The 24,155-nt window shown below is 53.1% G+C and carries 20 protein-coding genes; 6 read left to right on the forward strand and 14 right to left on the reverse strand.

Going from position 1 to position 24,155, the window contains the following annotated elements; genetic code table 11:
• Positions 1–27 precede the first annotated feature (27 nt).
• A complete protein-coding gene (locus AURMO_RS04640) occupies positions 28–495 on the reverse strand; it encodes a methyltransferase family protein (RefSeq protein ID WP_110233504.1) in 468 nt (155 codons plus the stop codon).
• A gap of 27 nt (positions 496–522) precedes the next feature.
• On the opposite strand from AURMO_RS04640, the gene AURMO_RS04645 reads away from it, so the two are divergent.
• The 3 genes from AURMO_RS04645 to AURMO_RS04655 all read left to right on the forward strand — a co-directional run bounded on the left by AURMO_RS04645 (position 523) and on the right by AURMO_RS04655 (position 3,483).
• Positions 523–1,089, forward strand: a complete 567-nt coding sequence (locus AURMO_RS04645) for a DUF4395 domain-containing protein (RefSeq protein ID WP_110233506.1) — start codon at positions 523–525, stop codon at positions 1,087–1,089.
• 79 nt (positions 1,090–1,168) lie between these two features.
• Positions 1,169–1,771, forward strand: a complete 603-nt coding sequence (locus AURMO_RS04650) for a ferritin-like domain-containing protein (protein ID WP_110233508.1) — start codon at positions 1,169–1,171, stop codon at positions 1,769–1,771.
• A gap of 302 nt (positions 1,772–2,073) precedes the next feature.
• A complete protein-coding gene (locus tag AURMO_RS04655) occupies positions 2,074–3,483 on the forward strand; it encodes an APC family permease (protein WP_420807764.1) in 1,410 nt (469 codons plus the stop codon).
• Positions 3,484–3,558: 75 nt separating this feature from the next.
• Here AURMO_RS04655 and AURMO_RS04660 read toward each other — a convergent pair whose 3' ends face one another.
• The 3 genes from AURMO_RS04660 to AURMO_RS04670 form a co-directional block, all read right to left on the reverse strand.
• On the reverse strand, positions 3,559–4,929 hold the full coding sequence (locus AURMO_RS04660) for a class II 3-deoxy-7-phosphoheptulonate synthase (protein WP_239406786.1): 1,371 nt from the start codon (positions 4,927–4,929) through the stop codon (positions 3,559–3,561).
• Between the two features lie 73 nt (positions 4,930–5,002).
• Positions 5,003–5,692 carry a lysophospholipid acyltransferase family protein gene (locus tag AURMO_RS04665; protein ID WP_110233510.1) on the reverse strand — a complete coding sequence of 230 codons (690 nt, stop codon included), beginning with the start codon at positions 5,690–5,692 and terminating at the stop codon, positions 5,003–5,005.
• 15 nt (positions 5,693–5,707) lie between these two features.
• Positions 5,708–6,613: an ROK family glucokinase gene (locus AURMO_RS04670; protein ID WP_110233512.1), complete on the reverse strand. Its 906-nt coding sequence runs from the start codon at positions 6,611–6,613 to the stop codon at positions 5,708–5,710.
• A gap of 76 nt (positions 6,614–6,689) precedes the next feature.
• Here AURMO_RS04670 and AURMO_RS04675 point away from each other — a divergent pair, with 76 nt between their 5' ends.
• The gene (locus AURMO_RS04675; RefSeq protein ID WP_239406787.1) at positions 6,690–8,510 is read left to right on the forward strand and encodes an AMP-dependent synthetase/ligase; all 1,821 of its coding nucleotides are present in this window, start codon (positions 6,690–6,692) and stop codon (positions 8,508–8,510) included.
• On the opposite strand, the gene def is transcribed toward AURMO_RS04675, so the two are convergent.
• The 3 genes from def to AURMO_RS04690 form a co-directional block, all read right to left on the reverse strand.
• Entirely contained in the window at positions 8,507–8,998 is a 492-nt protein-coding gene (gene def, locus AURMO_RS04680; RefSeq protein WP_110233514.1) for a peptide deformylase, read from the reverse strand. The two genes, AURMO_RS04675 and def, sit on opposite strands and share 4 nt — an antisense overlap.
• A gap of 14 nt (positions 8,999–9,012) precedes the next feature.
• The gene (locus tag AURMO_RS04685; RefSeq protein ID WP_239406788.1) at positions 9,013–10,302 is read right to left on the reverse strand and encodes a MinD/ParA family ATP-binding protein; all 1,290 of its coding nucleotides are present in this window, start codon (positions 10,300–10,302) and stop codon (positions 9,013–9,015) included.
• A gap of 97 nt (positions 10,303–10,399) precedes the next feature.
• Complete coding sequence (locus AURMO_RS04690) at positions 10,400–13,816, reverse strand: pyruvate carboxylase (protein WP_110233516.1); 3,417 nt, start codon at positions 13,814–13,816, stop codon at positions 10,400–10,402.
• A 74-nt stretch (positions 13,817–13,890) separates the two neighbouring features.
• Here AURMO_RS04690 and AURMO_RS04695 point away from each other — a divergent pair, with 74 nt between their 5' ends.
• Positions 13,891–14,697 (forward strand): ParA family protein, encoded by an 807-nt coding sequence (locus tag AURMO_RS04695; protein ID WP_110233518.1) that lies wholly within the window; start codon positions 13,891–13,893, stop codon positions 14,695–14,697.
• A 69-nt stretch (positions 14,698–14,766) separates the two neighbouring features.
• On the opposite strand, the gene AURMO_RS04700 is transcribed toward AURMO_RS04695, so the two are convergent.
• The 3 genes from AURMO_RS04700 to AURMO_RS04710 form a co-directional block, all read right to left on the reverse strand.
• Positions 14,767–15,312 (reverse strand): MerR family transcriptional regulator, encoded by a 546-nt coding sequence (locus AURMO_RS04700; RefSeq protein WP_110233520.1) that lies wholly within the window; start codon positions 15,310–15,312, stop codon positions 14,767–14,769.
• Between the two features lie 138 nt (positions 15,313–15,450).
• Complete coding sequence (gene ftsR / locus AURMO_RS04705) at positions 15,451–16,146, reverse strand: transcriptional regulator FtsR (protein WP_110233522.1); 696 nt, start codon at positions 16,144–16,146, stop codon at positions 15,451–15,453.
• A complete protein-coding gene (locus tag AURMO_RS04710; RefSeq protein WP_110233523.1) occupies positions 16,146–16,667 on the reverse strand; it encodes an FHA domain-containing protein in 522 nt (173 codons plus the stop codon). Before AURMO_RS04710 ends, ftsR begins: the two co-directional genes overlap by 1 nt.
• A 340-nt stretch (positions 16,668–17,007) precedes the next feature.
• On the opposite strand from AURMO_RS04710, the gene AURMO_RS04715 reads away from it, so the two are divergent.
• The gene (locus AURMO_RS04715) at positions 17,008–18,525 is read left to right on the forward strand and encodes a DEAD/DEAH box helicase (protein ID WP_110233524.1); all 1,518 of its coding nucleotides are present in this window, start codon (positions 17,008–17,010) and stop codon (positions 18,523–18,525) included.
• Between the two features lie 40 nt (positions 18,526–18,565).
• Here AURMO_RS04715 and AURMO_RS08910 read toward each other — a convergent pair whose 3' ends face one another.
• The 4 genes from AURMO_RS08910 to AURMO_RS04735 all read right to left on the reverse strand — a co-directional run bounded on the left by AURMO_RS08910 (position 18,566) and on the right by AURMO_RS04735 (position 24,121).
• Positions 18,566–20,191 (reverse strand): LPXTG cell wall anchor domain-containing protein, encoded by a 1,626-nt coding sequence (locus tag AURMO_RS08910; protein ID WP_162532669.1) that lies wholly within the window; start codon positions 20,189–20,191, stop codon positions 18,566–18,568.
• Positions 20,192–20,266: 75 nt separating this feature from the next.
• Positions 20,267–21,724 (reverse strand): cryptochrome/photolyase family protein, encoded by a 1,458-nt coding sequence (locus AURMO_RS04725; RefSeq protein WP_239406790.1) that lies wholly within the window; start codon positions 21,722–21,724, stop codon positions 20,267–20,269.
• Between the two features lie 8 nt (positions 21,725–21,732).
• Positions 21,733–22,677: a DMT family transporter gene (locus AURMO_RS04730; RefSeq protein WP_110233530.1), complete on the reverse strand. Its 945-nt coding sequence runs from the start codon at positions 22,675–22,677 to the stop codon at positions 21,733–21,735.
• A 10-nt stretch (positions 22,678–22,687) separates the two neighbouring features.
• On the reverse strand, positions 22,688–24,121 hold the full coding sequence (locus tag AURMO_RS04735; protein WP_110233532.1) for a glyceraldehyde-3-phosphate dehydrogenase: 1,434 nt from the start codon (positions 24,119–24,121) through the stop codon (positions 22,688–22,690).
• Positions 24,122–24,155 lie beyond the last annotated feature (34 nt).

The following is a 24,155-nucleotide window of genomic DNA, read 5'->3' on the forward strand; positions in this document are numbered from 1 at the left end:
GATACCCCCTGGGGTATATTTGAAAAGTTAGTTCTTGAGCTTCCCCACAAAAGGAATGATGCGGCCAACTCGTGCAGCATATGCCCTGTATTGGGGGAATTTTTCTATCAGCAAGCGTTCTTCAAACCTAGCTTTATAAGAAAGCAAAACGATCAAAAGTACAAAAGCAAAGACTGTGAATAATGAACCTGCTGGAACGGTTAGTCCAAGACCGATCAGTATCAAGCCGAGATAGATGGGGTGGCGAACAATGGCATACATTCCAGTAGTCCTGAGGACCGCAGTTGCTTTGGGAACCGGGGTCGCTGTTAAGGAGTTTCCCAGACTGACAATTCCAAAAAGAGTAATTGCTAGTCCCGCCATCAACAAAAGCACAGCGATGTTTCCAACAAGCTCCGTCACAGCCCATACATCTCCATGGGGTAATCCAATAATCGCAATCAGCAATCCGAATTGGATAAGTACGAGGATGATCCCCTTAGTTTTATGGCTCATCTCTTCATCATGCCTCAGGGGAACTCAATGACAGCTACGACCGGCAACACAGCACATAATCCTGAACGCTCGTGGGGAGAATTTGGCGAAATCGTTACCGGTTATGACATACCGGTATTCAACGAAAGAGAAGTGAGAGCTGGCGCAGGAATTCTCTTTCTTATTGGCTTCACCGGGTATGTGATTGCCTGGACAACAGGTTTTGTAGTTCCACTTCGAGGCTTCGCAGTTCTGTTTCTTTTAGACATGCTCATACGTTTGTTCGTCTCCCCTCGGTTCTCACCCACGTTGGCTCTAGGACGTGTGATTGTGTATCGCCAATGCCCAGAATTTGTTGGAGCCCCTCAAAAGAAATTTGCGTGGAGTTTGGGGTTAGGAATTGCACTCACTAGTTGCTTCACGATGGGATGGCTTGCCTCACCGCTATGGGTTGTGTTACTTCTCTGCGGTATCTGCATGGGCGTTCTATTTCTAGAAACAGCTTTTGGAATCTGCATCGGTTGTGAACTTCAGAAACGGTTCTCGCGAACAGCTCCTCAGTATTGCCCTGGTGATAGCTGCAATTTCGATCCACCATCTAGCCGCCATTCATAGAGAACTCATAATTTATCCACAGTCATTTCATATACCCCGGGGGGTATCTTGGAAGTATTCCAAACGAAAGTAGTTCGACATGAAGAAATCAACCATCATCACCTCTTCAATTCTTGCGGTCGTCATCGGCGCCGCCGGGGTATCGGCCGCTGTCATCACAAGTACTCCCCCAGCGCCACTTGCCAACACTCAAGCACAGCAAGCCCTCACTGAAGCCGATGAGGTCCAGGCTGTTGAAGAAGGAACAGTTGTTGCGCCTGCGTCAACAACAGAAGATCTTCTTCTGTATCTGATTGAAGAAGAAAAGCTCGCGCATGACGTCTATACAGTTCTGGGCGAGACCTGGGGCGGGAACACGTTCAGCAATATTTTGGGAAGCGAAACTTCTCACCAAGACCAGGTTCTGAACCTACTCAATTCATACGGACTCACAGACCCCCGTTCTTCTGAGATTGGCGTCTTTGTCAACCCAGACCTTCAGTCCTTGTATGACCAGCTCATCGCCCAGGGTATGACCAGCCAGGCCGAGGCGTACAAGGTTGGTGTCCTCATTGAAGAAACCGACATCACCGATCTGACTACAGCGATCAACTCCACGTCAGATGCAACCATTGTGGCTACCTTAGAAAAACTTCGCAGTGCAAGTGAAAGTCACCTTGCAGCTTTCTCGAAGAAGCTCTAACTCTTCTCGAACACAGATTGTGGGCGTGACTAACAAGTCACGCCCACAATGTTGTATTTGGGCAATTTTCCTGGCATTCGATGACTCTCCGCCACCAAAGTCCTGGGGCCTCCTAGAAGATTTCTACTTCTGAACAGTAGTTACAACGAATTTCTGTTGGGAGAAGAATAAATAGCCACGGATTTCGTTGAAAATTTCCTATTTTGAAGAACCTTTGGTGTGCTTCAGAGGACTAGAGTAAGTAATCGCACACAGGTTTAATCATCTGTGGAATTTCATGGCCTCAAAGAAGAGAGAAGTACATGCCTGAATCCTTTGTCCCGGGAGCTGACTCTAAAGTCGCCCTCAAACGCAACCTAGGAATGTGGGCAATTGTTGCTCTCGGCCTCGGTTACATGACTCCTACAGTTGTCTTCGACACCTTCGGCCTCGTCGCTGAAGGAACAAACAACGTTGTGCCACTTGCCTACGTATTTGCTCTGATCGTGATGGTCTTTACCGCGATCAGCTATGGCAAGATGACTTCTCAATTCCCCTCGGCCGGTTCGGCTTATACCTACGCAAAGAACTCGATTCACCCTAACGTCGGATTTGTCGTGGGTTGGACCTCGATGTTGGACTACATGCTGCTCCCCCTGGTGAACATCATCATCGTGCGCAGCTACATGGAGTCGTTCTTCCCCGACATTGACGGTGCCGTATGGGTGATCCTCTTCACTGTTTTGGCAACAGGAATCATCTACTTCACCATGCGTGGAACTTCAAACGTCAACACCATCCTCTTGGTCATTGCCGTTGTGTCTATGATCGGCTTCGTCGCTGTTGTAATCGGTCAGCTTCTTGGTGGTGCTGGTGAAGGTACACTCATCACCCCAACACCCTTCATCCACGAAGGTGTTGACCTCTCTGCAGTTCTTCTTGGTGCAACCATCGTCTGCTTCAGCTTCATCGGTTTCGACGCGGTTACCATGTATGTCGAAGAGGCTCGCACTCCCCGCGTTGTCCCACGTGCGATTATGCTCACCGTACTTATCGGTGGCGGTATCTTCATCGTGACCTCGTACTTCACTCAGGCACTGTTCCCCGACTGGAACGTCTTTGCTCCAGGCGGAGACCGTCAGTACGTTGATGACTCCACACTCCCCATCATTGGTGAGCTCGTGGGTGGTCAGACCATGAAGGTCATCCTGACTGCTGCAGGCTTCGCAGCAACCATTGCGTCACTGCTTGCCTCACAGGCTTCGGTTGCCCGCATGCTGTTGGTGATGGGTCGTAACAACGTTCTGCCCAAGAAGCTGTTTGGTTTCGTCAACAAGAAGACCCACACCCCAACCTTCAACGTCATCTTTGCTGGTGTTGTCTGCTTGACCGGTGTGGTCCTGACTTTGGCTGACATCGTGCACTTCATCAACTTCGGTGCTCTCGTCGCATTCAGCTTCGTGAACATCTCAGTTGTTGCATGGTTTGCAATCCGTCAGGGTCGCCGTCACACTGCTGGCGACATCTTCAAGTTCATTGTGATGCCAGTTCTTGGTCTTGCACTGACTGTTATCCTGTGGGTCAACCTCTCCCCCGAGGCACTCACCGGAGGTCTGATCTGGGCTGCAATCGGAATTGTTTACCTGGCAATCCTGACCAAGGGATTCCGCAAGCAGGTTGCTGGCTTCGACGAAGCACAGCCTGTTACGGACTTCAACAAGGTCGTCAAGTAACAGCTAGAACACGTAAATGTGGCCCCCACCATTTGGTGGGGGCCACATTTGTTCAGGTTCTCAATTGAATGATGCTTAGGACTTCTTGAGCTCTTCAGCGATGAGGAAGCTCAGCTCCAACGACTGCATGTGGTTCAGACGTGGGTCACACAGTGACTCGTAACGGGTTGCGAGGTCGTTCTCATCAATCTGTTCAGATCCACCCAGGCACTCCGTCACGTCGTCACCAGTGAGCTCAACGTGAACACCACCAGGGAAGGTTCCTACAGCACGGTGTGCTTCAAAGAAGCCCTTGACCTCATCGACAACGTCGTCGAAACGACGTGACTTGTAGCCGTTGGGGGTGGTGATGCCATTACCGTGCATGGGGTCAGTGATCCACAGTGGGTTAGCGTCGCTCGCCTTGACTGCCTCCAGTAGAGGTGGCAAGGCTTCACGAATCTTGCCCGCTCCCATACGTGTGATGAAGGTCAAGCGGCCAGGCTCACGGTTGGGGTCAAGCTTCTCAATGAGCTGCTTGACGGTGTCCACGTCCGTGGTGGGACCAAGCTTCACTCCAATGGGGTTGCGAACACGAGACAGGAAGTCCACGTGTGCTCCATCGAGCTCACGGGTGCGCTCACCGATCCACACGAAGTGTGCACTGGTGTTGTAAGGCGTGCCAGTACGAGAGTCAATACGCGTCATGGGGCGCTCGTAGTCCATGAGCAGTGCTTCGTGAGAAACAAAGAACTCAGTGGTCTTGAGTGCATCAAAGTCAGCACCACAGGCAGCCATGAACTTGATGGCACGGTCAATCTCGTTGGCCAGGGCTTCGTACTGTGCGTTGGCAGGGTTCTTTGCAAAACCCTGGTTCCAACGGTGGACTTCACGAAGATCCGCAAAACCACCGGTGGTGAAGGCGCGAATGAGGTTCAAAGTAGAAACAGCTGTGTTGTAGCCCTGAACGAGACGCTCTGGGTTTGCTTCACGGCTTTCAGGGGTGAAGTCGTAGCCGTTGACTATGTCCCCACGGTAGGCGGGGAGGGTGATGTCACCACGAGTTTCCGTGTCGCTCGAGCGCGGCTTTGCGAACTGCCCAGCCATACGACCCATTTTGATGACGGGCATCTCTGCTGCGTAGGTCAGTACGACTGCCATTTGCAGAACAGTCTTGATGCGGTTGCGAATTTTGTCCGCAGTTGCACCAGCGAATGTCTCAGCACAGTCACCACCCTGGAGCAAGAAAGCCTTGCCCTGAGCTGCCTGAGCGAGGCGATCACGCAGAGTGTCTACCTCACCGGCGAAGACGAGGGGTGGGTAGCTAGCCAAACGCTCAGAAGCGGACTTAACCGCTTCAGCGTTGGGCCACAGTGGCTGCTGCTTGATGGGAAGAGTGCGCCAATAGTCCAAATCCTCGATGACGGACTTGTCAGCGACGATGTTGGGCTCAATTTGGCTAGCCACGAAGGTACTCCCCTAGATGGTGATGATTATTGTCTCTGGAACTATTTCCTCACGAAATAGCAACCTCACAAGCTTATCTTGCGTTGACAGGGCGCTTTTCGCGCACGGAAGACGCATAGACGTCTTCATACTGCTGTCCTGACAGGCCAGCGAGTTCATAAATGATTTCGTCCGTCACAGCGCGGAGGATGAAACGATCACCCTCCATGCCCTGGAACCGTGAGAAATCTAAAGGCTCACCAATGATGATGCCGGGACGGCGCATCTTGGGCCATTTAGCACCAATGGGCATGACCTTTTCGGTGTCGATCATGGCAACAGGAACAACGGGAACACCCGACTCAAGAACCATGCGAGCGATTCCAGTACGACCTCGGTAGAGCTTGCCATCAGGTGAACGGGTTCCTTCAGGATAAATACCCAGTACACGACCTTCGGCAAGTACACGAAGACCCGTGTTGAGGCTCGCTTCAGAGGCTTTTCCACCCGAACGGTCGATGGGCAACATACCCGTGCCCTTCATGAACCACTTGGTTGCCCAACCTTTGATGCCTTTTGTCGTGAAGTATTCACTCTTGGCAAGAAAAACCATGTCCCTGTCAATGCAAATAGGGAGAAAGACAGAGTCCACAAAGGAGAGGTGGTTACTGGCCAGGATGACAGCGCCCTGTTTGGGGATGTTGTCAGCGCCGGTCACCCACGGACGGAAGATGCCTTTGAGCAACGGTCCGGCGATGACGTTCTTCATCAGCCAATAAAACATAGCTTCAGCTTACCGTTAGAGCTTTTCTGCATGCTTGCGTGCCAGGTCAGCCGCCCCGACCACACCAGCATCATTGACAAGTTCAGCAATGCGAAACTCTGGCTCAGGGTGATAACCCTTTGCTGACACATTTGCCAAGAAAGAGTCGCGAATGGGCTTGAGAAGGTGCTCACCTGCAGCTGCGACTCCCCCGCCAATGACGTAGACCTGGGGGTCCAAGACAGCTGAGAGGCTCGCACAGGCAATGCCCATCCAATTTCCGAGAGTGCTCACTGCCCGCCAGGCAGCTTCATCACCGATTTCGAGAAGTTTTTTGCCTTGATCAGGATCTAACTCAGGGTTACCTGTTTCTTCACGGAGATAGCGCAGTAGTGCACGTCCGGAGCCATATGCTTCGATGCAGCCGCGTTGACCACATCCACATTCGAGTCCATTGGGTTCAACACGCAAATGTCCAAGTTCTGCGCCTGCACCAAAGCCACCCGTAAAGAGCTCACCATTGGCAATAATGGCGCCGCCCACTCCCGTGCCAATCGTCAGCATGGTCATGTGGGTAAAAGATTTGCCTGCGCCAAATCGGTACTCAGCCCATCCGGCAGCATTCGCATCATTTTCGATGACGATTGGAAGATCAATACGGGCTTCCAGCTTGTCTTTGAGGGGTTCATTGCGCCATGCGATGTTGGGGGCGTAATAAACCGTGGATTGTGCAGCATCAATGAAGCCAGCGGCAGCAACACCCGCTGCACGAACCGGGTTGCCAGCACTGAGTTCTTGAATCAGCCCAACAATGGCATCTTCCATTGCTTGAGCGCTCTGCGCAGGTGAAGGAACTTGGGTCTGGGAGATGATTTCGCCCAGATCATTAACCAACGCCCCCGCGATTTTGGTCCCCCCAATATCAATGCCAATCGAGTACACAGGAAACTCCAAGAAAGAAGCTGGACGGAGGGAAAGGTGGAACTACTAAAGTGTAGTTAAGACAAAGGAGTTTCACATGGCCTCGAGCATTATTCAGTTCGATACACCCGCACTCGTTCCCGCTGATCCTCAGGCCAACACAACTCAGGTACTCCTTGACCGAATCCGTGAAACTCCCAACGGAGCACTTTTCTCAATCCCTGTTGGTGATGGTTGGCAAGATGTCACCTCGACAGAGTTTTATAACCAAGTAGTTGCCCTTGCTAAGGGATTTATCGCGAGCGGTATCAAGCAAGGTGACCGCGTTGGTCTGATGTGTAAGACCCGCTACGAGTGGACACTCATTGACTTTGCCATGTGGTTTGCCGGCGCAGCCCTAGTCCCCATTTACGAAACCAGTGCACCCAGCCAGATTCAGTGGATTCTTGAAGACTCTGAAGCAGTCGCATTAATAGTGGAGACACCACAACATCTTGCACGTTTTGAAGAAATTCGCTCGGATGCTCCCTTCGTGCATTCAGTCTGGCAAATCGATGCGGGGGATCTCGAAGCTCTCGTTATTGCCGGTACTGGCATTTCAGATGATGAAGTAGAAGAACGTCGCTCGTCACTGCACGGCAGTGACCTTGCAACTTTGATTTACACCTCGGGTTCGACCGGCAAGCCCAAGGGCTGCGTGTTGACTCACTCCAACTTCTTGGAGCTTGCACGCAATGCCCGGGCTGCCGTCCCCGAGGTGGTTAACTCCCAAGCTTCTACTCTGTTGTTTATTACAACCGCACACATCTTTGCCCGTTTCATTTCCATCCTCGCCATTGAAGGTGGCGTGAAAGTGGGCCACCAGGGCGATACGACTCAGTTGCTTCCTGCAATGCAGTCTTTCAAGCCTTCCTTCCTCTTGGCAGTTCCTCGTGTGTTTGAAAAGGTCTACAACTCAGCTGAACAAAAAGCGGAAGCTGGCGGTAAGGGAAACATCTTCCGCGCTGCAGCTAAGACTGCTATCGAATACTCCAAGGCTGAAATGGCGGGACATATCCCCCTCGGCCTCAAGCTCAAGTTCGCTGTCATGGACAAGCTTGTGCTTTCCAAGCTACGAGCAGCTCTCGGAGGTCGCTGCACCTACGCCATTAGCGGTTCGGCTCCTTTGGGTGACCGCTTAGGTCACTTCTACCACGCACTGGGCCTCGTCGTTCTTGAAGGCTATGGCTTGACTGAAACAACAGCCCCCATCTCCATCAACTTGCCATCCAAATTCGTGATTGGAACAGTTGGTCCAGCTCTTCCTGGCTGCTCAGTTCGCTTGGGCGAGGATGGAGAAATTGAAGCCGCTGGAATCAACGTCTTCAAGGAATATTGGAAAAACCCGCAGGCAACTGCTGAAACTTTCCACGATGGCTGGTTTATGACCGGTGACATTGGTGAAATCGATAAAGACGGTTACATCACCATCACAGGTCGCAAGAAGGAAATTATCGTCACTGCAGGTGGCAAGAATGTCGCGCCCGCATTCCTGGAAGACCCCATCCGCGCAAATCCTGTGATCAGTCAGGTAGTTGCTGTGGGTGACGCTAAGCCATTCATTTCTGCACTCATCACGTTGGATCCAGAAATGTTGCCCATGTGGCTGACGAACAACAAAATGGATCCCACTATGACAATTGCTGAGGCTGCCAAAAACCCTGCAATCACAGCTGAAGTTCAGGCCGCAGTGGATCGAGCGAATGCCCGTGTCTCACGCGCTGAATCTATTCGTAAGTTCACCATCTTGCCCATCCAGTTCACTGAAGAATCAGGACACCTGACTCCGAAGATGAGCATTAAGCGCAATGTCATTGTGAAAGATTTCGCTAACGAAATCGAAGCAATGTATGCAGGAGCTTCTGGAGCAGTCGACTAGAACCAGTCGCTTTCGCGCACTTGCCGCATAGCTTCTTTGCGGGTGAGTTGATCCAGTCGGTCGAGATAGACCAACCCATCTAGGTGGTCACATTCGTGCTGCAAAGCTTGGGCCATCAGGCCTTCACCTTCGAGTACGACTACATTGCCATCCAGGTCTATGCCTTCGACTTTGGCATAGGGGTAGCGAGGCGTCTTGAACCACAGGTTGGGAACACTCAAGCAGCCTTCTTCAACGAGTTCAAGTTCACCACGGGTCTCCACAATGCGCGGATTGATGATGTAACCGATGTCACCGTGCACGTTGTAACTGAACGCACGTAGTCCCACACCAATTTGGGTAGCTGCGACACCGGCGCGTCCCGGAATCTTGACGGAATCAACGAGATCTTCAATAAGCGAACGGATCTTGTCATCGATGACGACAATCTCATCTGTTGGGGTCTTGAGAACAGGGTCCCCAAAGATGCGGATTGGACGTTCAGTCATTGGCTTGAGAAGGCTTAAAGACCATCAACCACGAGAGAAGCGAGCTGACGAGCTGCTTCCTGGGTCTCGGGCTTGAGCTTCTTGAAGTCGATGTAGGAACCAGCCGCAAGCATGGCATCGTAGGGAATGCGCACCGTCTCGCGCACACGAGACTTGAAGTGATCTTCAATCTCGCGCAGTTTGATCAGGTTGGTGCCTTGTGTAGCGGTGTTGATCGCGACGATGGTGTTCTTGACCAGGTCGCCATAACCGTTCGATTCAAGCCAGGTCAGCGTCTCAGAAGCAAGACGAGCTTCATCGAAGGAACCACCAGAAACGATGACCAGGCCATCAGCACGCTTGAGTGTTGCCCCCATTACCGAGTGGATAATTCCAGTACCACAGTCAGTCAAGGCAATTGAGTAGTAGCGGCTAGCTAAGTCAGAAACGATGTTGTAGTCGTTTGCACCGAAGGCTTCAGACAAGAAAGGATCAGTGTCCGATGCAAGGACATCTAAACGAGTCTTGTCACGGTTGACGAACTCTGAAAAGTCATTGAAGGTCAGCACTTTGGCGGCATCGTTGACGAGGTCACGAACAGTCTTCTCGGTGGTCTTATTAAAGCGCTCAGCCAAGGTTCCGCGGTCAGGGTTAGCGTCGATAGCTAGAACTCGGTCTTCACGAACCAGCGCCATAGCCATACCCAGCAACGTCGTGGTAGTGGTCTTTCCCACACCACCCTTTCGCGTCAGGACGGGAACAAACTTCGTTCCTCCGGATAGAGGACGACCGATGCTAGCGTCAAGCGCCTTGCGGTGGCGAGTTACGGGTGAATCACCAAGGTTGATTGCATGGAATGAAATGTCATAAACGAACTTGTTCCAACCTTCGGTTGGCTTGTCACGCTTCTTCTTTGCATCGAGAACGCGCTCTGGAGTCAGCATAGAAACGGGTTCAGGCTTGCTGGAAGGCTCACCAGAAAGTCGATCCCTACGAGAAGGCAAAGAACCGGTGTCGACGTTTTCGAACTCTTCCACAACAATCTCCTCAACCTCAGCGACAACCATGTCCTCCACAGGAGAAGAAACGACAGGGTTTTCACCGCTAAGAACCGATCGTAAAGATGCTTCCATATCGGAGCTCACGTTGCTAGTAAGAGAAACCGGAATGGCAGGAAGAGAGATCGTGGAAACTTCGGGAGCTTGTTCGACTTCCCGCTCAGCGTTGGAAGAAACTTCAGAGATGCGTTCAGGTGATGCTTTCTTGGCAGCAGTCTTCTTCGAAGCCGACTTCTTTGCAGAGTTCTTTGGTGTTTCCGTGCTCACGAAATAATCCTTCAGTAGTTATGTAACTGTGTGAGTCTACCCAATTACGGGCACTTACTAGATGACTCAGGTGTTTCCACCTGACTGATTCTGGAGGCTAGTTAGCTGGGGTAATTGGCGTGATGACCACGATGAGGTCACCTGCTTCAACCTGCTGAGACTTCTGGAAAGAAACACGTTCAACGCGGCCGGTAATTGTTGCGGTAATTGCGGCTTCCATCTTCATCGCTTCAATCGAAGCGACAGGATCTCCAGCAGCTACAGTCTGACCAACTTCAACCTTGACCGTAACGACACCAGCGAAAGGTGCTGCGACGTGACCGGCCTCAGTGAGGTCTGCCTTCTCCGCACTCTTGGTGCTGATTTCAACCGAGCGGTCACGCACGAAGACGGGACGCAACTGACCGTTCAACGTCGTCATAACAGTTCGCATACCCTTGGGATCTACTCCACCAATGGCTTCAAGACCCACGTAAAGGCGAACACCACGACCAAGGTCAACGATGTGCTCACTGCCTGATTCAAGGCCGTAGAGGTAGTCCACGGTGTCAAGAACAGAAACGTCGCCGTATGTTTCACGCACCTGCTCAAATGCCTTAGTGGGAACAGGGAACAGCAGGCGGTTCAGAGTTGAACGACGTGAAGCCGATCCCCCAGCCAAACCTGCGTGATCTTCTTCAGAAAGTGGTGCAACCTGAATGTTGATGGACTTACCCTCAAGCACCTTGCTTCGGAATGGTTCAGGCCAGCCACCTGGGATATCTCCCAGTTCACCTGCCATAAATCCGATGACCGAGTCAGGGATGTCATACTTCTGAGGGTTGGCCTCGAAGTCAGCTGGATCTGCCTTGACTGCTGCCAGGTGAAGAGCGAGATCTCCAACAACCTTCGAAGATGGCGTCACCTTGGGAACGCGGCCCAGGATCTTGTTTGCCGCGGCATACATGTCTTCAACCAACTCGAAATCATCGGCGAGGCCCAGCGCAATTGCCTGCTGTCGCAAGTTAGAGAGCTGGCCACCGGGGATTTCGTGGTGATAAACACGACCAGTTGGTGCAGGCAGACCTGATTCAAAAGGCTTGTAGATGTTACGAACTGCTTCCCAGTAGGGCTCGAGGTCGCACACGTTATCCAAGTTCAAACCGGTGTCGCGCTCGGTGTTGGCCAAGGCGGCAACTAGAGCAGAAGCACTGGGCTGGCTGGTGGTGCCTGACATCGGAGCCGAAGCAACATCGACAGCATCCGCGCCAGCAGCAGCGGCAGCAAGTAGTGTTGCCAGCTGACCACCAGCAGTGTCGTGGGTATGGACGTGAACGGGAAGGTCAAAGCGCTCACGGAAAGCAGTAACGAGCTTGGCAGCAGCTGCGGGACGCAGCAGACCTGCCATGTCCTTGATGGCCAGGATGTGTGCACCAGCTGCCACAATCTCATCTGCGAGAGAGAGGTAGTAGTCCAGGGTGTACTTGTCCTCGGCAGGATCCAGCAAGTTACCGGTGTAGCAAACAGCTACTTCAGCAATAGTGGTGCCGGTTTCCAGCACAGCTTCGATAGCGGGACGCATCTGGTTGACATCGTTGAGCGCATCAAAGATTCGGAAGATGTCAACGCCGGTTGCGGCAGCTTCTTGAATGAATGCCTTGGTGACTTCTTCTGGGTATGGGGTGTAGCCCACAGTGTTACGACCACGCAGCAGCATCTGGATGGCGACGTTGGGCAGTGCTTCACGCAACTTGGCTAGACGGTCCCAGGGGTCTTCTCCGAGGAAGCGCAGTGCAACGTCGTACGTTGCTCCACCCCATGCTTCAACCGAGAGGAGCTGAGGAGTCATGCGTGCTACATAAGGAGCCACATTGACGAGGTCCTTGGTGCGAACGCGCGTAGCAAGAAGTGACTGGTGAGCGTCACGGAAAGTGGTCTCGGTAACAGCAACGGCCTTCTGCTGACGCAGAGCTTCAGCGAATCTCTTGGGGCCGAGTTCCAGCAGTGCCTGACGGCTACCTGCAGGAGCAGGAGTGCTCAGGTCAATACGAGGAAGCTTGGCCTTGGGGTCAGCACCAGCTGGGCGAGGACCGTTGGGCTTGTTGACGGTGACGTCAGTGACCCAGTTAAGGATCTTGGTACCGCGGTCCTTAGACTCACGACCGGTGAGCAGGTGGGGACGCTCATCGATGAAGCTGGTGGAGAGATCTCCGGCCTTGAACTGTTCGTCGTCCAGAACTCCCTGCAGGAACGGAATGTTGGTGGAAACGCCACGGATACGGAATTCAGCAAGTGCGCGGCGTGAGCGGTCCACGGCAGCGGTGTAGGTACGACCGCGGCAGGTGAGCTTCACCAGCATGGAGTCAAAGTGAGGGCTAATCTGCGAACCAGGACTGACTGTTCCACCATCGAGGCGGATACCAGCACCGCCAGGTGAACGGTAAGTGGTGATCTTGCCCGTGTCGGGGCGGAAGCCCTGCGAAGGATCTTCAGTGGTGATGCGGCATTGAAGCGCGAAGCCACGAACGTGGACGCTCTCCTGGTGCAGACCGAGGTCGTCGAGCGACTCCCCCGCTGCAATGCGCATCTGTGACTGTACGAGGTCAACATCGGTGACCTCTTCAGTCACGGTGTGCTCAACCTGAATACGCGGGTTCATCTCAATGAAGACGTGCTGACCAGCACGTTCACCTGCGGTATCAACGAGGAACTCTACGGTTCCTGCGTTCTGGTAGCCAATGGAGCGAGCGAAAGCCACAGCATCGCGGTGCAGAGCTGCACGCAGCTCGTCCGAGATGTTGGGAGCAGGAGCAATCTCCACAACCTTCTGATGGCGACGCTGCACGGAGCAGTCACGCTCGAACAGGTGAATGGTCTCACCTTGGCTGTCGGCCAGAATCTGAACTTCAATGTGACGTGGGCGAAGGACAGCCTGCTCGAGGAACATCCGACCATCGCCGAAAGCACTTTCTGCTTCACGCATGGCGGCTTCGAGGGCTGGACGAAGCTCGTCCATGGTCTCCACGCGACGCATACCGCGTCCACCACCGCCGGCAACAGCCTTAGCGAAGATGGGAAAACCAATTTCAGCAGCTTCTGCCAAAAGGTGATCAATATCTGTGGTGGCCTGAGTGGACTTAAGAACAGGAACACCCGCTGCGATTGCATGGTCCTTCGCGGTGACCTTATTTCCGGCCATTTCCAATACGCGGGCGGGAGGACCAATGAAGGTGATGCCGTTGTCTGCTGCGGCCTGGGCTAGTTCAGGGTTTTCAGACAAGAAACCGTAACCAGGGTAAATAGCGTCGGCGCCGGAGAGCTTGGCCACACGAATGATCTCGGCAACGTCCAAGTAAGCACGAACGGGGTGACCTGGTTCACCGATCTGGTAAGCCTCATCCGCCTTCTGGCGGTGCAAAGAACTGCGGTCTTCCTCTGGGAAAACAGCAACTGTCTTGGCTCCGAGCTCTACAGCCGCGCGAAAGGCACGGATGGCGATTTCGCCACGGTTTGCAACCAGGATTTTCTTGAACATATGACCCCTTCGAATGCCGCCAGCATCGGTTCGTAGTTAGGTACTCCCAGCCTACAGAAGGTATCGTGGTGCTAATGCACGTCGTCAGTATTAGTTCCCTGAAGGGTGGCGTTGGTAAAACAACGGTCACCCTCGGTTTGGCATCCGCTGCGTTCGCCGCCAATTTGCGCACACTTGTGGTCGATTTTGACCCCCAGTCCGATGTTTCAACCGGTCTAGGCGTGGACACTCGTGATCACCTCAACGTTGCAGACGTATTGGCAAACCCCAAGCTCAAAACAGTTCGTCAGGCTATTGCTCCTGCCGGATGGTCAGCGCCGGGACACGCTCCCATCGACGTCATGATTGGTAGCCCTTCAGCGGTCAACTTTGATGGCCCCCACCCCACAGCACGCGAGGTATGGCGTCTAGAAGAGGCTCTGGCGACCGTGGAAGACGAATATGACCTCGTCCTCATCGACTGCGCTCCTAGCCTCAATGCCCTCACCAGAACGGCTTGGGCAGCTTCTGACCGCGTTGTCGTAGTCACTGAGCCCGGTTTGTTCTCTGTTGCTGCTGCTGACCGAGCTCTTCGTGCGATTGAAGAAGTACGTCGCGGCCTGAGCCCACGTCTTCAGCCGCTGGGTTTGATCATCAACCGTGTGCGTGCCCAGTCACTTGAGCACCAGTTCCGCATTCAGGAACTACGCGACATGTTTGGCCCTCTCGTTCTTCAGCCTCAGCTGCCAGAACGCACCTCGCTGCAACAAGCTCAGGGTGCAGCACGTCCCGTCCACGCCTGGCCTGGTGAAGCAGCAGCAGACATGGCTCGTAACTTCGATCAGTTGCTCAACCGCATTTCACGCGCGGGCAAGATTGGCGAATACGCCCCCAAGTCCTAATCAACTGTCGTTGATAACAAGAAAACCCCCGCTATTGCGGGGGTTTTCTTCGTAAGTGTTGTTTGAGATTTAGCCAACCTTGCGGGCACGACGAGCAGCAAGCTCATCTGCTGCATCGGTTGCTGCAGAAGTGATCTCAACCAGGCTGGTCTCAACTTCGCGCAGAACCTTGCCAATAGCAATACCGAATACGCCCTGACCGCGGCTGACGAGGTCAATAACTTCGTCATTGGTGGTGCAGAGGTAGATGCTCGCACCATCACTCATCAGCGTGGTCTGAGCCAGGTCATAAATACCGGCAGAACGGAGCTGGTCTACAGCCGCACGTATCTGCTGGAGAGAAATGCCGGTGTCGAGGAGACGCTTAACCAGCTTGAGAACCAAGATGTCACGGAAGCCGTAGAGGCGCTGTGAACCCGAACCGGATGCATCACGCACGGTGGGAACGACGAGTTCAGTGCGAGCCCAGTAGTCGAGCTGACGGTAGGTAATACCGGCAGCCTTTGCTGCCTCAGCACCACGGTAACCAGCGTTCTCATCACGTTCGGGCATGCCGTCGCTGAACAGGACATCAAGCTCGTAGCGAGCATCGTCGCTGCGGTTCAGTTCGTTCATTTCCGGCCCTTACTAGATGCAACAACCTTAAGGTTCAAGTTGTTGTTGAGAGTTTGTATACCCAAACTTACAGACAGTTTTTAATCGTGTCTGGGATTTAAAGCTTCACACGCTCTTGGGCGTGTCGCAATCCTGAATTTATCGAGATTGCTGAGTAATTACTTGGCGCAGCATCTGAGAACGCACGATCTCGATGTGACGAGAAATCTCGTGAGCACGCTCAATGGAGCGAGCCTGGCTCGCTGCATCCTGACGGTGGCTCACAGGAACCAGTGCACGTTCAATCAGAGAGTACTCGCGCTCAGCGGCTGCACGCATAGTGCGCAGGTGGCGTGGCTCGATGCCGGAGCGCTGAAGTTCAACCAAAGCAGTGAAGACCACAATGTGTTCTTCGCTGTAAGAATCTGCTGGCTCAAGCATTCCCGCAGAAACGGCGTCTTGAAGCAGATTCATGCTGGCACCACACGCACGAACAAATTCTTCACGGGTGTACCGCGTAGGAGCAGAAAGAAGTGAATCTGCGGACAGGCTCTGTGCATTGGGAAGAGCTGGAGTATTACCTGCATCAATCTCATCCAGGTGAGTGCGAATGACCTTCAGAGGAAGGTAGTGATCGCGCTGCATGGTGAGGATGAGGCGAAGACGGTCAACGTGCTCAACCGAGAACTTGCGGTATCCAGAGGGGGTGCGCTCGGGAGTGATGAGACCCTGCTCTTCCAAGAAGCGAAGCTTCGAGGGAGTGAGGTCGGGGAAATCGGGAGAAACCTTGGCCAGAACTTGACCGATGCTGAGCAGGCCGCGGGTTGCGGGTGCTTTACGTGCTGCTGTTGCCATTACGCCGAAACACCTCGAGCCAGGTCAACGCGGGACGCAAAGAAAGTGAGGTGGAACTTACCCACCTGAACTTCATCACCATCTGTCAAAGCATGGCGTTCCACGCGCTCTCCTTCGTAATAGGTTCCGTTCAGCGATGCGAGATCGCGCACTTCAAATTCAGCTCCGTTTCGACGGAACTCCGCGTGACGACGAGAGACCGTCACGTCATCCAAGAAAATGTCAGAGTCGGGGTGGCGACCACAGGTGGTCACGTCCACATCCAGAAGGAAGCGTGCTCCCTGGCTGGGGCCACGTCGAACAATCAGAAGTGCACTACCACTGGGAAGGGAAGCAATAGCTTCCTGCTCTTCCGGAGTGACGTCGACTGCTTCTAAAGCTTTGACCTGATCAATAAATGACTGCGAGAAAGTGGCAGTTTGATCTGGTCCGGGGGTCGAAGAGGGGACCTGTGTGGCGTCATCGCCATTGAGTGAAACGTTCACTTTTCCCCTTTCGTACTTCACCACATTAGTGGACATTTTCCCTGCGCAAAATACGAGACTTTTTATGACCTGCTAGCGGAAACCTGGAGGCCATTTATTGACTTCTGTGAGTTCCATCCGAACAAATCTGAACAGCACCTTCGTAAGCTAGACTAGAGACATCTTGTGAACGACATGTTTCGTTCCCTGCGTCGATAGAACGCTTCCCTCACCGAAATCGGTTGACATTTTTCTTCGGCGAACGGATGCATCATCAGATGCCTTCGCCATGTATCCCGGTTTCGATGTCGAGCAGGAGTTCTTCGTGAGCTCTGCTCTCAATTGAGTTTTTCTCAATTGACTCCTGCCAGGAAATTACTCAAAGGTAATAACTTCTATGTCTGAAAAGACTTTTTCCACACTGGGCGTTCCCGCCCCACTAGTTGCAGCACTGACTGCAGCAGGAATTGATTCACCGTTTCCCATTCAGGTTGACACCCTGCCTGACACTCTGTCCGGCCGTGACGTATTAGGTCGTGGAAAAACCGGCTCGGGTAAGACTTTGGCCTTCAGTATTCCCATGGTTGCCCGCCTTGGTGGCGCCCTTGCGGGCGGTCGTCGTCGACCAGGTCGCCCCTTGGGTCTTGTCCTTGCGCCTACTCGTGAACTGGCAACCCAGATCACTAACACCATGGTTCCTCTTGCAGATGCCTACGACCTGCGCGTGACCACCATCTTCGGCGGCATCTCACAGGCACGTCAGGTGGCTGCACTCAAGGCCGGCGTCGACATTGTCGTGGCAACACCTGGTCGCCTCGAGGACCTCATGAAACAGGGTTTCCTCCACCTCGATGCCATCGAGATCACCGTTCTCGATGAAGCAGACCACATGGCTGACCTGGGCTTCCTCCCCATCGTCACCAAGATTCTCAAGGCCACTCCCACCGGCGGTCAGCGTCTGCTCTTCTCCGCAACACTGGACAATGGCGTGGACAAGCTGGTCAACCAGTTCCTTCACAACGAAGTTCTTCATTCGGTTGACGAAGCCAACTCCCCCGTTGCTGCGATGACCCACCATGTATTCGAAACCAGCGGCAACGATGCCAAGAAGGATCTTGTCTACAAGCTTGCTTCGGGCACCGGTCGTCGCATTTTGTTCATGCGCACCAAGCACCATGCTAAGAAGCTGGCCAAGGCACTAACCGATGCAGGTATCCCCGCAGTCGATCTGCACGGCAACTTGTCACAGCCTCAACGCGACCGAAACCTTGCTGCTTTCGGTGAAGGCAACGTCAAGGTGCTCGTCGCTACTGACGTCGCTGCCCGTGGTGTTCACGTGGACAACGTGGAGCTCGTTATTCACGTTGACCCACCCATGGAGCACAAGGCATACCTGCACCGCTCTGGTCGCACGGCCCGTGCCGGCGCAGAGGGTGATGTTGTTACCATCTGCCTACCAACTCAGCAGAAGGATCTTGCCTCTCTACTCAAGAAGGCAGACATCCAGGTTCAGCCGCAAAAGGTGAACGCCAACTCCCCCGAGGTTCTCGAACTCGTTGGTGAAATAGCTCCCTATGTGAAGCCAGCACCCCGCGAAGTAAAGCCTCAAGGCGGTGGCGGAAACTCCACCGGTAAGAATGCCCAGCGCAAGCGTGCACTCCGCGAAGCAGGCGCAGCCAACGGTCGCCCCCAGCGCGTGACCCGCGAAGGCCAGCCCGCCCGTGACCGTTCAGGTCGCCCACCAGCTAATGAGAATGGAACGCGTCGCACCGGCGCAAACAAGCCCAGCACCAATGGCGGAGCACGTTCCTATGGTTCAGCCGCAGGTGGTGGCCAGCGTGCTACTGCTTCTGCAAGTTCACGCCCCACTGGTGCCGGTCAACGTCAACGCAGTGCACGTCCACAGGGACGCTAAGTAGCAAACATTAAGTGGCCCGCGGCTCTTTACGTCACATTTAGATAGATTTTCGACGCATCACTAGCACTGATCCAGACAGCAATAGCAATGTTGCAATCAGGATCAAAGGCATCTGCTCATAGCCGGTATTTGCCAGAGCAGCTTCTACAACAATTATCGTTGTGGTCGATGTTGAACTACCCAGGGCATACACAACAATGTTGTGCGATCCGGCTGAAGTGTTTGATGGAATAACTACCGATGTACTGAATGAGCCTGAACCGTTTGCTTGAACTGTTGCCAAGATGACGGGATTCGAATGAAGTTCAATTCTGATGTTTTCGTTTGATTGGTAACCAGTTCCTGAAAGAGTCAGTGTCCCACCGGCAAGAACATTTCCACTGGAAAGATTGACACTTGCAACGGGACAAGGGTTAGTAATCGTTGCTGTCCGGAGGAACGGGAAACTTGATCCTCCACAGATTCCCCAGATTTTGACTGGCGTACTTTCGAAGCCGTTGTAGATGTCCCAGGCACTACTGAGAAGTGTTGTTCCGCCAAATGTTGAGAAGGTTTTGTTTTGGACTGTGGTGATTCCAACTACCGAAGTGATCGTATTTCCAGAAGTATTGCTTCCGAAGCCAGTACCTGTAAGTCCCGTTGTTTCTGAATTCCATGTTGTATTACGGACGGTGCTGCTTTGCATTGAGTCCAGCTGGCCTACAAAACCACCAATGTAGTTTTGTCCGCCGGAAGCTGTTGAGCGGGTCAATGTTGACGCAGTAAAACTTTTCTCAATCGTGGCTCCACGAATTTTTCCTGCAAAGCCACCGATTCCAGACAAGCCTGATTGTGCAGAAACGGAAACTGAAGAAGTCGTATACGAGTTCGATACGTTCGCCGAGGCGATACTCCCTGCAAAGCCACCGATGTTTTCAATCCACATATATGACGTGAGATTTATAGAACCGGTTGCTGAACTCTGCGTAAGCGGTTGGCCTTCATGAAACCCTACGAGTCCACCAGTATGGCCAATGTACGCATTATTAGAGACCCCAGGATTCGTTGTAGTGATAGTGATATCCACGTCTGAAGTAGACCTATCGATGTTGCCATAGTTTGAATTTCCGACTAATCCACCTACTTCATGCACATTCCCAGCACGCGTTATGGAAATGGTTCCCTCTGCAGACGAGTCTTCGACCGTTCCTGGAGAGAAACCAACCAGTAGACCGACTCGTTGTGCGATTCCAGATCCTGTAACAGTCACGCTTGCGTTGGTTAGGTGAACATCTGAAATCACCGTTGCCGAACCGACTTTTCCAAATAATCCGAGGGAGTCACCGCTAGAGCTTGTGATAGCAAGATTGCTGATCGAAAAACCCTGACCGTCAAAAGAACCTTCAAAAGTAAATCCAGCAGTCCCGATGCCCGTTGTCCAGGGATACTGAGCCATGTCGAGGTCAGCAGTTTGCTTGAAATACTTACCCGCACCCCAGTAATAAGAGTCGTTATTGACTAAACAACTCAAATTCGCAGGCGTTTGAATCAAGTATGGATCAGAAATTGTTCCTGCTGCGGGATTTATACATCCGTTGGCACTCGCCGAAGTAACGCCGGAAATCGAACCGACGATTCCCAAAAATATAGCTAATACGAGGGGAACCAGATGAGGGGATTTCACATATGGAGTCTAAGTGAAAATGACGCATCAACAGCTAAAACGAAGGTCTAGTAAACCACAGGGAACAATGAATGTTTACCAGTTGACGCGAGAACGTTCTTGTTCAACAACTGCTACTAAATCAACCAACTTCCGCATACCCGCATACGGCTGGGCCATGCGGTGATTCGTCCTAATCTTGGGTTCAACCCGGTTCAAGAAAGCCCAATACCCAGCCGTAAAAGGGCAGGCATCCTCTCCCAGTCGAATCTTGGGATTGAAGGGGCATCCTTTGCAGAAGTCAGACATCGAATTGATGTAGGCACCACCTGAGGAATAGGGCTTTGTGGCTACGAGTCCGCCATCTGCGTGTTGACTCATCCCAATCACATTGGCAGGCATTACCCAAGGTGTCCCATCAACGAAAGCATCAATGAACCAGTTGTTGAGTTGCTGAGGGTTATAGCCTCGCTGAAGCGACCAGTTTCCCAAGATCATGAGGCGTTGAATGTGGTGGGCATAACCACTGTCCCCCACAGCAGTGAGCACATGCTTCAGGCATGCCGCATCCACGCCTTCACCATCGAGTTTCCAGAACTGGTCAGGCAGATCAACGTTGGCTTCGAGGAAGTTGTTGCTCTCGGCGTAGTCTTCACCCAAGTGCCAATACAAATGCCACACCCAGTCACGCCATCCAGCAATCTGACGAACAATTGCTTCGACACTTCCAAGCGGGGCATCACCACGTTCATAAGCTGCAACACAGGCATCAATGACTTCTTGCGGGTGCAATAACCCAAGGTTCATCGGAACACTCAGCATCGAATGTGCCATCACGTCGTCGCCCTGCAAGCTGGCATCTTCAAAGGGACCGAAGTCCATCAGCCTTGTTTCGACGAATTCAGCAAGAGCTTCAAGAGCCTCAGATCTCGTGGCAGCGAAGCGCCTGGGACCATCGCGTCCCAGCAGAGTGATCTCTCCAGCTTCACTCCACGCCGTCAGATCAGCACGAACCTGTGCATCAATCTCGTCTTCAACAGGTGCCCACGGCGCCGGCAGACCAAGATTCATTGCACCCTTGGGTGGTGGCTGCCTGTTGTCGTGGTCATAGTTATATTGACCACCGGCAGGCTGTGGGCCCTCCATCAATATTCCGGTGGAATCTCGCCAGTGGCGATAGAAGTTCTCTAGCTTGAGTGTTCCAGGCTTTTTGTCTGCAACCCAGTTGCCAAAGAATTCTTCACTGCTCACAAATCCTCGACTTGGAACAGTTGATATCCCGAGCTCAGCAACGAGTGCCCGACTCCCCCAGCTAGTGGGGTTCACCATCTCTAACTGAATGCCTTGAGCTTGGAGAGGAATCAAGACATCTCGGTAGTGCTCTGCAGTTACATAGCTAGCACGGGAACCGAGCTCTGCGTGACGGTGGCGCAGTGCACTGAGAATCAAATGGGCTTTAGCCCAGTGGTAGGGACGTCTGGCAAGCACCCCTTTAGCCTCAATGAGGAGAATCTCTCCGCCGTCATCGAAATGGGGACCAAGTTGGTCAGCCATGAGCCATCTCATCGAGAGCGCACCTCAGTAGTGAGCGTGAAAAGACCAGCCAAGACGACAGCTAAACCAATCCAACCGATGGGGGAAATAACTTCTCCCACCACCAACACAGCCATTACGACAGCAACTACAGGTTCAAAGAGCGTGTAGACAGCTGCACGTGACGCGGGCATTGCCCCTAAGCCCACAGCAAGAAGCAAATGCCCCACTGCTGTGGGAAAAAGAACAAGATATGCCATCACGGGAATAGCTAAGGGCTGGTTGGCAAATTGGCCTGGATCGGCAATGACCAACGCGATCAACACCACAATGAGTGGCACGGCGGAAACGAGTTGGATTGTGGAGATAACTGGGCGATGACCAATACCTTGCGGGCGGTCAGCACTGGGTTTCATGAGCTTGTTCGCCATATAGGTATAGAGGGCATATGCGAAGCCGGCAATAAGCGCGAGAGCAATACCGAGCGTCACCATGTTCTGATCTCGAACAATGCCACCGCCGTCTTCACCGAAGTTTCGACCGGAGACCAACATGGTGCCACCGGCAACCGTGATGGCGGTGGCAATCAACCAGCGGCCACTAGGACGCTGCTTATCAACGACCCATTCAATGAGTCCGGCAAACAGGGGCGCAGAACCCAAAGCAATGACGTTACCGAGTGCAACACCTGCCCAGCTCATTCCGATGTAAAAAACGGTGCTGTAAACAGCCAGGCCCAGTGCCCCTAGAAGCACAAGTGGAATAGCGCCAATGTTCTTCCAGGTCAGCCACACCCCAGGCAATGCTGTGAGACCCAGAATGAGTCCACCAATACCCATGGTGCTCGCACCAATAGCAATGGGATTGATGCCCGGAATGAAACTGGCAGCCATACCGGTAGTGCCCCAGAACGTGCAAGCAAGCAGTAACGCAACAACACCCCCGCCATAACTCGCGTGGGGTGTTGTTTTCATAGCTCTCAGACTAGCGAGAAGGGAACTTGGGTGGGTGAAGTCCAGCAAGTTCTTGAATCACTCGCACAACCTGGTGGCTGTAGCCATACTCGTTGTCGTACCAGACATAGAGAATGATGTTCTTTCCGTTGGCAATGGTGGCCAGGCCATCCACGATTCCCGCACGGTTGGAACCGACGAAGTCGGTAGAGACAACCTCAGGAGATTCGATGTAGTCAATCTGGTTACGCAGATTGGACTTCAGTGACGCATCGCGAAGTACTTTGTTCACGGTGTCGCGATCAACGGCCTTCTTCAGGGTCAGGTTCAAGATGGCCATGGAGACATCTGGAGTGGGAACGCGAATGGCATTACCGGACAGCTTTCCTACAAGCTCGGGAAGTGCCTTCGCAACTGCTTTCGCGGCACCGGTTTCGGTGATGACCATGTTCATGGCAGCTGAGCGTCCCCGACGGTCGCCCTTGTGGAAGTTATCAATCAAGTTTTGGTCGTTGGTGTACGAGTGCACTGTCTCAACGTGACCGTATCCCACACCGTATTCATCATTGATGACCTTGAGCACAGGAGTGATGGCGTTTGTGGTGCAGGACGCTGCCGTGATGATCTTGTCATCAGGGGTAATGGTGTCGTGGTTGATTCCATAAACCACGTTCTTAAGTGGACTCTTACCCGGTGCAGTTAAGACAACACGGGAGATGCCCTTGGCTTCGAGGTGCTGAGCCAGTCCTGGCTCGTCGCGCCAGCGGCCTGTGTTGTCCACCAAAATCGCATCAGAGATGCCATACGCGGTGTAGTCCACGGTGGTGGGGTCAGAGGAGTAAATGACTTGGATGGGCTTGCCATTAGCAATGATGAGGTTCTTATCCTCATCAATGGTGATGGTGCCATTGAAGGGGCCATGCACTGAATCGCGGCGGAGCAAACTGGCTCGTTTGGTGAGGTCTTTGTCATCACCCTTGCGCACCACGATTGCTTTAAGAACTGGGCCGCGACCATTCTCGGCATTGCCGAGAAGAATACGTGCCAAGAGTCGACCAATGCGTCCAAAACCATAAAGCACAACATCTTTGGCATCGTCAGCAGTGGCAGGCTGACCTTTGCCCGCAACCGGTGCAAGGACTTCGGCTGCATAGTCAGCAATAGTCTTTCCGGACCCTGCTTGCTCAGCGAGGATACCTGCAACATTGATCGAGGCAGGACCAGGGTTCAGCGAGACAATGGCCTGAACGAGTTCGAGCGTGCGATTGATGTCGAGTTCTTGGCCATCGACGTGACGGGCATAGCGGTGTGCTTTGACGATCTGCAGCGGCGAAGAGTTGATGAGGCGACGACCGTGAATAGAAGTGACAACGCCGTTGTCACGATACAGACCACCGATCAGCGGGATGAGCTGTTCAGCAACTGCTTGTCGGTCGGTCCAGGTGGCGTCATTGTGTGGTGCCATAACCAGTGGTTCTCCCTTGAAACTGTTGAAAATG

Source organism: Aurantimicrobium photophilum, from assembly GCF_003194085.1.
Lineage (GTDB): Bacteria > Actinomycetota > Actinomycetes > Actinomycetales > Microbacteriaceae > Aurantimicrobium > Aurantimicrobium photophilum.